The sequence below is a fragment of the Brevibacillus jepli genome (genome assembly GCF_047229145.1).
GTDB lineage: Bacteria > Bacillota > Bacilli > Brevibacillales > Brevibacillaceae > Brevibacillus.
Window position 1 is genome coordinate 234,170 of the sequence record NZ_JBFEFW010000002.1, and the last position, 11,706, is coordinate 245,875.

General features: G+C 48.7%; 12 protein-coding genes. 3 read left to right on the plus strand and 9 right to left on the minus strand.

What is annotated here, in order from left to right; all coding sequences use genetic code 11:
- Window positions 1-29: 29 nt before the first annotated feature.
- Window positions 30-1,028: a Rossmann-fold NAD(P)-binding domain-containing protein gene (locus tag AB1L17_RS03115; RefSeq protein WP_412844071.1), complete on the plus strand. Its 999-nt coding sequence runs from the start codon at window positions 30-32 to the stop codon at window positions 1,026-1,028.
- A 2-nt stretch (window positions 1,029-1,030) separates the two neighbouring features.
- Window positions 1,031-1,621 carry an NAD(P)H oxidoreductase gene (locus AB1L17_RS03120; protein ID WP_412844072.1) on the plus strand — a complete coding sequence of 197 codons (591 nt, stop codon included), beginning with the start codon at window positions 1,031-1,033 and terminating at the stop codon, window positions 1,619-1,621.
- Between the two features lie 64 nt (window positions 1,622-1,685).
- Here AB1L17_RS03120 and AB1L17_RS03125 read toward each other — a convergent pair whose 3' ends face one another.
- The 5 genes from AB1L17_RS03125 to pdhA form a co-directional block, all read right to left on the minus strand.
- A complete protein-coding gene (locus tag AB1L17_RS03125) occupies window positions 1,686-2,036 on the minus strand; it encodes a VOC family protein (RefSeq protein WP_412844073.1) in 351 nt (116 codons plus the stop codon).
- Between the two features lie 135 nt (window positions 2,037-2,171).
- Window positions 2,172-3,614, minus strand: a complete 1,443-nt coding sequence (gene lpdA / locus AB1L17_RS03130) for a dihydrolipoyl dehydrogenase (RefSeq protein WP_412844074.1) — start codon at window positions 3,612-3,614, stop codon at window positions 2,172-2,174.
- Complete coding sequence (locus AB1L17_RS03135) at window positions 3,615-4,913, minus strand: dihydrolipoamide acetyltransferase family protein (RefSeq protein ID WP_412844075.1); 1,299 nt, start codon at window positions 4,911-4,913, stop codon at window positions 3,615-3,617. It lies immediately after the preceding gene.
- A 17-nt stretch (window positions 4,914-4,930) separates the two neighbouring features.
- Entirely contained in the window at window positions 4,931-5,914 is a 984-nt protein-coding gene (locus tag AB1L17_RS03140) for an alpha-ketoacid dehydrogenase subunit beta (protein ID WP_412844076.1), read from the minus strand.
- Complete coding sequence (gene pdhA, locus AB1L17_RS03145; RefSeq protein WP_412844077.1) at window positions 5,911-6,978, minus strand: pyruvate dehydrogenase (acetyl-transferring) E1 component subunit alpha; 1,068 nt, start codon at window positions 6,976-6,978, stop codon at window positions 5,911-5,913. The genes AB1L17_RS03140 and pdhA overlap by 4 nt, the downstream gene beginning before the upstream one ends.
- A gap of 205 nt (window positions 6,979-7,183) precedes the next feature.
- On the opposite strand from pdhA, the gene AB1L17_RS03150 reads away from it, so the two are divergent.
- Complete coding sequence (locus AB1L17_RS03150) at window positions 7,184-8,593, plus strand: sigma-54 interaction domain-containing protein (protein ID WP_412844078.1); 1,410 nt, start codon at window positions 7,184-7,186, stop codon at window positions 8,591-8,593.
- 44 nt (window positions 8,594-8,637) lie between these two features.
- Here AB1L17_RS03150 and AB1L17_RS03155 read toward each other — a convergent pair whose 3' ends face one another.
- Genes AB1L17_RS03155 through AB1L17_RS03170 form a run of 4 tightly spaced genes read right to left on the minus strand, consistent with a single transcriptional unit; the run spans window position 8,638 to window position 11,687 of the window.
- Entirely contained in the window at window positions 8,638-9,012 is a 375-nt protein-coding gene (locus AB1L17_RS03155) for an acyl-CoA thioesterase (protein ID WP_412844079.1), read from the minus strand.
- Window positions 9,013-9,036: 24 nt separating this feature from the next.
- Complete coding sequence (locus AB1L17_RS03160; protein WP_412844080.1) at window positions 9,037-9,528, minus strand: SRPBCC family protein; 492 nt, start codon at window positions 9,526-9,528, stop codon at window positions 9,037-9,039.
- An 8-nt stretch (window positions 9,529-9,536) separates the two neighbouring features.
- Window positions 9,537-10,364 carry a carbohydrate ABC transporter permease gene (locus tag AB1L17_RS03165; protein ID WP_412844081.1) on the minus strand — a complete coding sequence of 276 codons (828 nt, stop codon included), beginning with the start codon at window positions 10,362-10,364 and terminating at the stop codon, window positions 9,537-9,539.
- A 12-nt stretch (window positions 10,365-10,376) separates the two neighbouring features.
- Window positions 10,377-11,687 (minus strand): carbohydrate ABC transporter permease, encoded by a 1,311-nt coding sequence (locus tag AB1L17_RS03170; protein ID WP_412844082.1) that lies wholly within the window; start codon window positions 11,685-11,687, stop codon window positions 10,377-10,379.
- Window positions 11,688-11,706: the final 19 nt, after the last annotated feature.

Sequence of the window (11,706 nt, forward strand, 5' to 3'; positions counted from 1 at the left end):
CCTTACTTGTAAAAATGGAGGGACGAAACATGGCGAATCGCATACTGATCGCGGGCGGCTACGGTGTCATTGACAGTGCTATCGCTCGCCTAATCCGAAGCATCAACATTGATGTCGAGATTGTACTCGCAGGTCGCAATCCAGAAAAAGGCGCTCCTCTCGCTCGTGAACTCGGCCATTCTCATACGGCCTACCTTGACTTGACGAACGGTCAAACGGTAGAAGAACTAGGCGAACCGGATTTGATCGTCGCCGCCGTGCAAGACCCTGGAGATGTGCTCCTCCAAGCTGCCTTGACGAAAGGGATTGCCCACATTGGGATTACGAAGCTCGCGGATGAGCTATCCACTCTTACATTTGCGGCCCTGCACAAGCCACCGAAACGACCAATCGTCCCACTTGGTCACGCACAGACGGGGATATTGACATGGGTCGCTGCACAGGCAGCTTTGGACTTTGCCGTGGTCGATTCCATTCTATTGGCGAGTATGCACGACGAACGCGATTTGATTGGACCGTCGACGCTGGAAGAATCAGAAGGCTTTATCAGCCGTGCGCTGCTGCGGCAAGATGCGCAATGGAAATGGGTCGATGCAACACAACATGGGAGATTGGTGCGACTATCGGATGATTATTCGGTTGAGGGCTTCCCGATGGCGCTCCTGGATGTACCCAATTTGGCCACGATCACTGGTGCTCCAAACGTACGGTTTGACTTTTTATTGGGAGATTCCATTGGGACACGAGTTGGCAAATCAGCCTCCCAAGATTTGTTCATCGAGATGAAGGGAACGTTGAAAAACGAAAAAGCGGCCACCTATCATATCAGCGTCTCTGATCCTTGGGGCCATGCACATATGACAGCACTTGGGGTATTACTAGCGATTGAGCGCATTCTTGGATGGGACGGCAAGCCACCAGCAGTTGGAGGAGTCTATCTTCCTGACACACTGCTTCCTATCGACGCCGCTATCGCCCGCATCAAAGATTTTGGCATACAAATCAAAACAGAAATAGAGGGTGCATGAATATGAAAATACTGACAGTTGTTTCCCATCCTCGGACGAATTCTTTGACCTTTGCCGTTGCAGAACGTTTCGTTTCGGGCCTGACAGATGCCGGACACGAGGTAGAGGTATTGGACTTGCATCGTATCGGATTTGACCCTGTTTTATGGGAGGCCGACGAGCCAGATTGGAACAATGGAAATAAGCAATATTCTCCAGAGGTTGAGATCGAAATGGAACGGATGAGAAAACACGACGCATTAGCCTTCATTTTTCCGATCTGGTGGTTTAGCATGCCCGCCATGCTGAAAGGATATATTGATCGCGTTTGGAACAACGGCTTCGCGTATGGCTCACGTAAGCTGCATCATAAACAAGCATTGTGGATCGGTCTAGCAGCTGCTCCAGAAGATCATTTTGCAAAAAGAAATTATGACCAAATGATGGCTCACCAGCTCAATATCGGAATCTCCAGTTATGTCGGCATCAATGATTCGAGGGTTGAGTTCCTCTATGATACCTTGGCTCAAAATCCTGCTCATATCGAACAGCTGTTGGAACGTGGCTATCAAATGGGATTCCATTACGAGAAAAAAGAGAGTCTGCACGTTTAATATCCGAGAAAAAGCCCTCTTTCTTGGTTTGAAAAGAGGGCTTTTTCCACTATGTGTATATGCGTTACGCAAGAACCTCTACTGTAAATCCGCCAGGGGCTTTCACATAAAACGTCCATCCATGCGCTCTTACAGGCGGCGCTACTTGAAACCCATCTTCTTTTAAGCGTTGATTGATTTCATTTACCTTCTTTTCGCTCTCCTGGATGAAGCCGATATGAAAAGTCTTGGGGTATTGGACTTCGGCGCCCTTCATTAAAGTAAACACGAGGCCGTCATCGTCAAATAGGACCCCAAAATTATCTCCACGAGCATCTTCGGAGGTATCCAGCTTTTTCAGACCAAAATATTTCTCCAAGAAATCAGAAGCAGCTGGAACATCCGTAACGGTAAGATTGACGTGATTCAGTTTCATTCAAGACCACACATCCTTTGCACGAGATTAATTCAAGCGTAGCACATTCATGCAAGTGCGAATCTTGATGAATCTCGATACTCATGACTTCAACTGAAATCCGTCACATAGCTCTAAGCTTTCACGATAAGCTTATCAGGTCGCAGCGACTTTTGATTTATTTACGATATGAATGGCATGACCTAACGCAGCCTCGGCAGCCTCCAGCCATACCTCACTTAAGGTTGGATGGGGATGCATGGTCAACGCTACATCTTCTACGCGTGCAGCAAGCTCCAATGCAAGTACACCCTCGCCGATCAAATTCGAAGCATCTGCACCTACTACATGCATGCCCAACAGTAAATGACTCTCTTCATCTACAATCACTTCTGCGAAGCCCTCTCCCTCATCCATAGCTAACGCTCTGCCGTTTGCTCGATAAGGAAAAGCTGTGACCTTGACTCGATACCCTTGGCGTTCTGCCTCTTCTCGTGTCATCCCAACGCCAGCGATTTGCGGTTCGGTAAAAATCACATAAGGCACGTACGGTGAATCTACGCTGCTAGGCAGCCCTGCGATCACCTCGGCAGCTACAATCCCTTGCTTCGTCGCACGATGGGCTAATGCAGGACCTGGCGTTACATCGCCGATAGCAAAAATATGAGGCTTGTTCGTCCTACCCGTTGGGTTCACCGGTATATAGCCTCGCTCGTCCATTTCGACTCCCGCTTGGGCAAGACCGAGCTCGCCAGTGTTGGGCACACGCCCTATCGTCACGAGCGTCTTATGTGCCATGATGCTTTCAGATCCGTTCTTTTCTGAACGTAATGAGAGGGAGACTTTGCCATCCACAACCTCTGCCTTCTCTACCTTTGTCGCGGTCTTCACTGTCATCCCGAGCTTTTTCGTCTGCTTGAGCACTTCCTGCGAGAGATGGGCGGCTGTTTGCGGTAAAATACGCTCCGCTGCCTCTACAACAGTCACCTGCGATCCCAGCTTGGCAAAAGCCATTCCGAGCTCCATCCCAATATAGCCACCACCGATGATCGCCAGTGTTTTCGGTACCTCTTCTTGCGCCAGCATATGCGTAGAATCCAGAATATGCACGCCATCTGGAGTCAGTAACGAGGGAATGAATGGACGTGATCCTGTAGCGATAATCGCTTGTTTAAATTTGTACGTTTCAAAATCCCTGCCTGTCTCCACGCCGATTCGATCGCTGGAAAGAAATGTCGCTGTCCCCTTCACCACTGTCACACCATTCGCTTGACAGAGATGATCGACCCCTTTATTCAGCTGAGAAACGATGGATGACTTCCACGCCTGCCAGCTTGGCATATGAAATGTGGCCTCCCCTGTCGGGAGCTGGATACCAAGCTTTTTCAGATTGCTCAGCTTATGGTATTCGCCCGCTGTATGAATCAGGGCTTTCGACGGGATGCATCCGCGATTCAAGCAGACGCCACCGAGTACTTCCTTTTCGATTAGAACGACAGATTGCCCCAGCTGTCCGAGACGAATAGCGGCTGCATAACCTCCAGGTCCCCCACCGATAACAACCACATCTGTTTCAACTGCTACTTCGCCGACTACCATCTATACCATCTCCGCAAACAATAGATTCGGATCTTCCAGCAGCTCTTTGATCCGGTTAGTAAAACGAACGGCCGTCACGCCATCGATCAGGCGATGATCAAACGAGAGTGACAGATTCATCATCCAACGAATGACGCCTTCATCCTCACGCACCACCCAACGCTTCTCCATTTTGTGCAAGCTAATAATGGCCACTTCGGGGTGATTGATGATCGGCGTTGCCTGTAGCCCCCCGATTGGCCCCACATTGCTAATGGTGAACGTTCCACCTGTGATATGCTCCATGGTCAGTTTGCCTTCGCGAGCCAATCGAGCCAGTTGATTGATTTCTTCTGCGAGTTGAAAGATCGATTTGTGGTCTGCATCCTTGATGACTGGTACAATTAGACCCTCAGGCGTATCCGTGGCGATACCGATATTGTAGAAGCGCTTGAGCAAGATTTCATTCGTGCTATCGTCTATCGATGCATTCAACATCGGGAATTCCTTGAGTGCAATAACCAGCGCCTTGATAAAGAACGGCAGGAAGGTCAGCTTGATATTTCGCTTATCCGCATGTGGCTTCAACCTCTCGCGTAAGGCACGCAGCTGATCCATCTCCAGTTCATCCACTGATGTGACATGTGGAATAATCGTGACGGATTTCACCATATGCTCGGCAATTTTTTTCCGAATCCCTTTTAACGGTAGTCTTTGGATATCTCCCTGCGAGGAGGTGGCTACTCGAGTGACAGTTTCCGTTTTCGGCTGAAGCTGTGTAGTCTCAACCGCCGCTGCACTTGCCTCCAAGTGACGTCCATGACTAGCAGCCGTCGCCGGAAACTGGGCTGGTACCGAGTTTTGCATGCGATTGGCAAATTGGCGCAAATCTTCTTCCGTCACACGTCCAGCAGCTCCTGTACCTGTGACCAGCTCGATATCCAGCTTCATTTCCCGCGCCAGCTGCCGCACGTATGGTGTAGCCAATGAGCGTCGATGGTCCGTACGAACCGGAGCAAAATTGACTGTCTTCTCTGTGTTTGCCACCTTTTCTGGAAGCTTTTCCTCTTCCTTCTTTGGTTCCGTACCTGCATCTATCACGAGCAGCGTAGTTCCGACCTCTACCGTTTCCCCTTCTACAATGAAAATCTCGCGAATGACGCCAGTTACAGGCGCAGACAGCTCCGCGTTCACTTTATCTGTCTGTACTTCCAGCAATGGCTGATCCTGTTGAACGGATTCACCCGTGCGAACGAGTACTTTTACGATTTCTCCTTCGTGCATACCTTCTCCCACATCAGGAAGCTTGAACTCAACCATATGACTCGCTCCTTCTCCTAAAACGTAGCCGTTTCCATTATTCCGTCCTTCACGCGCTCAGCTGTCGGCAAATAATCATCCTCGATGGAAAATTGCGGGACGGGCACGTCAAATCCGGTGATCCGCTTTACTGGAGCCTTCAGGTAGATCAATGCTTCATCATTGATCATGGAGATGATCTCTGCACCCAACCCGGCCGTCTTATGTGCTTCGTGTACAACAACAGCACGTCCAGTCTTTTTGACCGAGGCTATGATCGTATCCCGATCCAATGGATAGAGCGTGCGCAGATCAATCACTTCACAGCTTAATCCGTTCTCGCGCTCGATCTGTTTTGCTGCATCCTCCGCGACTCTAAGCATAGCTCCCCAAGCAAAAATGGATACATCCGTACCTTCTTGGACAACCTTCGCTTTTCCAATTGGCACGCGGTACAGCTCTTCCGGCACCTCTTGTTTAAACGCCCGATACAGCTTGGTCGGCTCCAAAAAAATGACCGGATCGGGATCTTCCATCGCCGCAATCAATAAGCCTTTTGCGTCATAAGGCGTGCTTGGTGCCACTACCTTTAAACCTGGCACATGGGCAAAAAACGTTTCGACACTCTCCGAATGGAGCTCTGGGCCACGAATCCCGGCTCCGTACGGCGTGCGAATGACCATTGGAACATGGTATTGTCCGCGAGTCCGGTAGCGCATACGTGCCGCATGCGAAACAATTTGCTCAAAGCCCGGATAAATAAAAGCAAGAAATTGTATCTCGACCACAGGGATCTTCCCATTCATCGCAAGACCGATAGCTGCCCCGATAATGCCTGCTTCAGCGAGCGGCGTATCCACCACACGATCTGGACCGTACTTATGAATCAAATCTTCTGTCGCCCGGAACACGCCACCATTCACACCGATATCTTCTCCCAGAAGCATAATGCGTGAATCATCTGCCAATTTCTGATCCATCGCTTCGGTTATGGCTTGAATCATGGTCAGTTTGCGTATCATGCTGGGATTCCCTCCTGCTTCGATGGCTTGACGAGCTCGCTCTCCTGTTCCGTTGCCATCCACGATGGCTCGGCATACACGTGCTTGAACATGTCCTCTGGCTTGGACTTCGGATAGCTCTCTGCTTCGACTAGAGCCGCGTCGATTTGTTCATTGACCCGAGCAATTAGCTCTGCTTCCTTCGTTTCACTCCACAATCCTTGATTCTCCAGATATACACGCAGACGTTGGAGTGGATCGCGTTCTGTACGCCATTCCTCAGACAAGCTCTCTTGGTCGCGGTATTTCTTTGGATCATCTGCAGTGGTGTGTGCACCGTAGCGGAATGTCACGGCTTCGATCAAAGTCGGCCCTTTGCCTTCCAGTGCACGTTGCATGGCTTCTTTCATGGTCAGCCAAACTGCGAAGATATCATTGCCGTCTATCCGAACCCCAGGGATGTCATAAGCGGCCGCACGCTGTGCAATCGTTTTTGATGCAGACTGCTGTGAAAACGGAACACTGATCGCGAAGCCGTTGTTTTGACAGAAGAAGATGGTCGGTGTTTGAAATACACCTGCAAAATTCAATGCCTCATGAAAATCGCCTTCCGAGCTCGCGCCGTCTCCGAAATACGCAATGCTGACATGCTGTTCGTTTTGCAGCTTGCTCGCCCAGGCAGTCCCGACGGCATGCACCATTTGTGTCGCGATCGGAACACAAGGCGGCATGATATTCAAATGCTTCGGACTGATACTTCCTTCCATATGACCCATCCAGTAGAGGAACACGCGTGCCATGGATTGTCCATGGACGATCGCCGCAGCATGGTCTCGGTAGGTTGGGAACAGCCAATCTCCAGGTGTTAATGCCATTGCACTGCCCACTTGGGAGGCTTCTTGCCCTTCAAAAGGAGCATAGGTGCCCATTCTGCCTTGGCGCTGCAGATTAATCGACTTGCGGTCAAACTGACGAACCAGCATCATATTTTCATACATCTTGATCATCGTCGCCTCGTCTAATTGCCCCTTGAGATCGCCTACCAGCTCACCCGCTGGATTCAATACCTGATATAATGAAGACATGGAAACATCCCTCTCTTTTTCCATAATGAAAGCCTAATTGCTTGCTCCTGCATTCCTCCCTATAGAAGAGCAAGTAGCATGCCAAACGTTTGAAAGCGATTTCACAGCAAAACAAACGTATATTGATCATTTTTGCATATGCATTTTTGCGCACGGATGATTAATTCTGATTATTTCGTTTACAAGCCTGTATAGGAGGACTTCGATGTATCAAACCAAGTATTTTCAAGCCAGTGACAACCATGAGCTTGCAAAATTGCTGACAACCATCTTCAGTACGTCCCACGATGGATTAGCGATTTGTGACCGCAATGGCTATGTCCTGCTCTATAACGAGGCGTACCTGAACATCACGGGAGTTCCCGCCGACATCTTGAATAACTTCAGTTTTATGGAGCAAAAGGAAATGCATCTCGTTCCTGACTCTTCTGCCGTGCGAACGATTTTGACGAAACAAACGCATAGTGTCGTCATCGATTATGCGAACGGTCGGCAAGCAATTAATACGGCTACCCCACTGCTCGATTCGAACAAGGAATTATTGTTTGTCGTGGGAAATGTACGCGACGTCACAGAGCTGAACCAGCTTCAGAAGGAGCTGGAGGAAACGCGCCAGATCAGTTCCGCTTATCAAAAGGCTTTGGAGCATATCCAAACCGATGGTGATTTTGACCAGCAGATGATTTATCGCAGTAGCCTCATGCATCGCGTTGCCTCACTCGCCAAACGCTTTGCGACAAACGACTCTCCGGTTCTTTTGCTCGGCGAGTCAGGTGTGGGTAAGGACGTGTTGGCGAACTACATTCACGCCCAAAGCGGTCGTACGGGAGAGTTCATCAAGATTAACTGTGGGGCTATTCCCGAGCATTTGCTCGAATCAGAGCTGTTCGGCTATGAAAAAGGGGCTTTTACAGGGGCCAGTCAATCGAAGGAAGGATTGTTTGAGCTTGCCGATCGAGGGACCATTTTTCTCGATGAAATTGGGGATCTGCCTTTTCCGTTACAGGTGAAGCTCTTGAATGTGCTACAGGATGGACGGATTCGAAGACTTGGTGGAAAAACGTCACGTCAGGTAAACATGCGAATCATCGCTGCCACCAATAGTGACTTGGAAGCGATGGTGGAACAAAGGCGGTTTCGGCAAGATTTGTTCTACCGCCTAAACGTGCTCGCTCTCACCATTCCACCCTTGCGTGAGCGCCGTGAGGATATTCCGGCACTTATTTTCTACTATTTGAAAAAGCTCGAATGGAAGTACCAGCAAGAAATGCGCATCGAGACAGATGCTTTGGAAGCTCTGATGGATTATGATTGGCCAGGGAATACACGCGAGCTGAAAAATGTGGTGGAACGGTCCTTCCACATGTGTGAAAATGGGCGGATTACATTTGACCAATTGCCCGCATCCATTCGCAATTCACAACAGACATCGCTGCCGCTTCATCTCGTCAAAATGGATGAGCCGCTGCCATTAAAAGAAGCCGTGGAACGTTTTGAAAGAGAGTATATCCACCGCCTTTTGAAGGAGACAGACACCATGCAGCAGTGTGCGGATAAGCTGCAGGTGAATATTTCAACGCTCGTTCGAAAAAAGCGAAGCCTCGGAATTAAATAGTACAACAGGAAAAGCCCGAATCGCATAGGATCGGGCTTTATCTTTTATCGCTGAACTTGTTCTCGCATTTCATCCGGTACACGGATCTTTTCCCTCGTCTCGAGACACATGGCAACTAACGTAGCTTCGGCTTCTAAGACAAGTTCTTGATGCTGATTCGTAATCGTATGCTTCAAAACAAAACTACTATTACCTACACTGGCTAGCATCGTTTCGATGAAAAGACGATCATCCAAAAATGCTTCTCTCTTGTAGCTGGCATTCAAATTTGCGATAAACGGTATAATACCCACACTTCGAAAATAGTGATACCACGGCTCCCGCGCCATATCCAGAAACTCCAAGTATTTCACATTGTTCACATGACCAGCACGTACTACGTCCGCTGTGACGTGTAGCTCGAAGCTAGTAGAAGTCAAAGCGTGCGATCCCCTTTCCTGGGGCTATCTCACAAGCCCTTCTCTTAATGTGTTGATCCCATGCTCCAGATACCCCTTCAAGCATGATAACACGTAGACCCAGCCTTCTTTATTGTCTACCATTTTTTGAACAAGCTCAGGATCATTTTTTTGAAAGCCTTCTTCGTTCACTTCAATAACCGTTGTCGCTTCATCCAATTCTTTTAGCGTAATGGATACGGTATTCGCTTCTCCAGCCCACTGGAAAAGGATTCGTTTATTCACTTCGATTTCGAGAATCGTAATCCCTACTTCTGCGTTGTAAATATCGTAGAATAACGTAATATTTTTCCCTTCCTCCCATCTTGCTGAGCTGGAAGAGAACCAGAAGTTGCCGATTTTCGTGGGGTCCACGAATGCTTCGAACACTTCATGAGCTGGTTTGTTGATCTGAAATTTGGTGAGATTATTCAAGCGTCCGTCAACTCGCTTTCTAATTGCTGCTTCTACCGTATCATAATCACATTTGCCAGACAAACTCCGTTTTATTCTTTTACAGCCCCTGAAGTCAGGCCAGATATAATTCGTTTTTGGAAAATCAACACCATCACAACCAGCGGGATCGTCACAATGATAGAGGCAGCAGATATTTCACCCCACGGGATCGTAAACATCCCCTGAAACATAACAATTCCTACTGGTACTGTCTTCATCGCTTCCTGCGTATTCAAGGTCAAAGCGAACAAGAATTCGTTCCACGATGCAATAAAGACGAGAATGGCCGTCGTAAAAACCCCAGGCATGGCGAGCGGGAAAAACACTTTTGTCATCGTCTGCCAAATGCTCGCACCATCTACTTTGGCTGCTTCGCCCAAATCACTCGGTATCTTGCGGAAAAAAATCGTCAAATTCCAGATCGCGAGTGGCAACGCAAAGGTCGTATAAGGGATGATCAGTCCAAGATAGCTATTTGTTAAACCCATCGATTGCATAAACATGAAGATCGGAGAAATCGTAGCGATCTGTGGAAACATGGAGACAGCCAGTACGACTCCCAATATGAGCGCCTTTCCCCGAAAGGACAACCATGCAATCGCGTATGCGGCAAAGGAAGCGATCGTAATGGAATACAGTGTGGTTAACGTCGCCACTACTGTCGAATTCCACAAGTACCGTGCAAACGGCCGCTCCGTGAATACGCGGACAAAGTTGTCAAAGGAAGGATTTTGGATGATAAAATGAAAGGCTCGCTCTCCAAACAGCTCCGCTGGCGGCTTCAATGCAGCGAGGAGAATCCAGAGAAACGGAAACATCACAAGAAAGATGAATACAAAGAGACCTACGTAGAACAAGGGACTCGTATGTTTGCGCATCCAATCACCTCCTTATCTGCCGCTGCCATCGCCAAGCAGATCCGCTCCCAGTATTTTGACATAGCCGATGGAGATTGCCGCCACGCATAAAAACACAATGACAGCGAGCGCCGAGCCTTCCCCAAAGCTCATCTGTGCAAACATCGTTTTATACGCATAGATGGAAATCGTCTCTGTCGAGTTCCCTGGGGCACCGCCTGTCAGTGTATAAATCAGGTCAAACACGCGGAATGCATCGAGAGTACGGAACAATAACGCCACCAGAATCGTTGATTTCAGCAACGGCAGCGTAATGCGAAAAAATTGCTGGATGCGGGTGGCACCATCCACAGACGCTGCTTCATACAAGCTATGCGGGATCGTTTGCAAGCCTGCGAACAAGAGCAAGGCCATGAACGGCGTCGTCTTCCACACGTCCGCCAAAATAACGGAAAACATTGCACCAGCCTTTGTGGTGAGAAGCATCCCCATATCTGAGATCAATCCTGTCTGCTCAAAGAGATAAGCAACAATGCCATTTTGTCCATCATACAAAAACTTCCACATTAACGCGGAGATGACAGTTGGAATTGCCCATGGGATTAACACCGTAGCCCGAACCAGACTCCTTCCGCGGAACGGGCGGTTGATTAATAGTGCGATCATCATACCGAGCACTAATTCAATAGCTACGGAGATCACGGTAAAAAACGTGGTGTTGTAAAGAGCCCCCCACATACGAGCATCGGTTAAAAACTTCTTGTAGTAGGCAAAACCGACGTAGTTGGGCTCTATGATGGAAGCTTCTATTCCTTGAATAACCCCGAGTGCACCCTCAGGCTTTGCGAGTAGCTTTTGCTCACTCATATTTAATAGGACTGCTCTTACACCTGCCAAGGTCTTCTTGATTGACTCTGTTTGTTCGTTCGACAGACTCACATATTTGAGTTCTGTGGGAACTGGCTTGAAATCCAGCAACAGCTGGTCAATCATTTGATAACGACTCGCGATCTCGCCTGTTTGGTTGAGGGAAGTGTTCATTTGCTCGATTTGCTCTTTGAGCGTGTTCAGTTTTTCCTTGGATGACCCTTCTGTAGCGTCCGCCTCCCTCTTCACATAACGGAGCAGGTTGGGAAGCGTGCTTACGTAGCGCTCCATATCAAGCCCGTATGAAGAGTGAATCTCTGATTTCGTCGGGTCGTTCAACCGGATGTCGTGCAGACTGATCCAAAAGGATCGCATAACAGGCCAAATCGCGATAACAAGAATAATGATCAGGGCAGGAAAAATCAGCAGGTAACCCATCTGTTTTTCTGAGAGAGACCTTTTCGTTCTTCGATTCATCCGTTCACCACCTTCCTTC

Coding starts and splice junctions, on each gene's coding strand:
- AB1L17_RS03115 (WP_412844071.1), top strand. CDS start 30: ATGGCGAATCGCATACTGATCGCGGGCGGCTACGGTGTCATTGACAGT.
- AB1L17_RS03125 (WP_412844073.1), bottom strand. CDS start 2,036: ATGAAACTGAATCACGTCAATCTTACCGTTACGGATGTTCCAGCTGCT.
- lpdA (WP_412844074.1), bottom strand. CDS start 3,614: ATGGTAGTCGGCGAAGTAGCAGTTGAAACAGATGTGGTTGTTATCGGT.
- AB1L17_RS03140 (WP_412844076.1), bottom strand. CDS start 5,914: ATGATACGCAAACTGACCATGATTCAAGCCATAACCGAAGCGATGGAT.
- AB1L17_RS03170 (WP_412844082.1), bottom strand. CDS start 11,687: ATGAATCGAAGAACGAAAAGGTCTCTCTCAGAAAAACAGATGGGTTAC.
- AB1L17_RS03150 (WP_412844078.1), top strand. CDS start 7,184: ATGTATCAAACCAAGTATTTTCAAGCCAGTGACAACCATGAGCTTGCA.
- AB1L17_RS03135 (WP_412844075.1), bottom strand. CDS start 4,913: ATGGTTGAGTTCAAGCTTCCTGATGTGGGAGAAGGTATGCACGAAGGA.
- AB1L17_RS03120 (WP_412844072.1), top strand. CDS start 1,031: ATGAAAATACTGACAGTTGTTTCCCATCCTCGGACGAATTCTTTGACC.
- pdhA (WP_412844077.1), bottom strand. CDS start 6,978: ATGTCTTCATTATATCAGGTATTGAATCCAGCGGGTGAGCTGGTAGGC.
- AB1L17_RS03165 (WP_412844081.1), bottom strand. CDS start 10,364: ATGCGCAAACATACGAGTCCCTTGTTCTACGTAGGTCTCTTTGTATTC.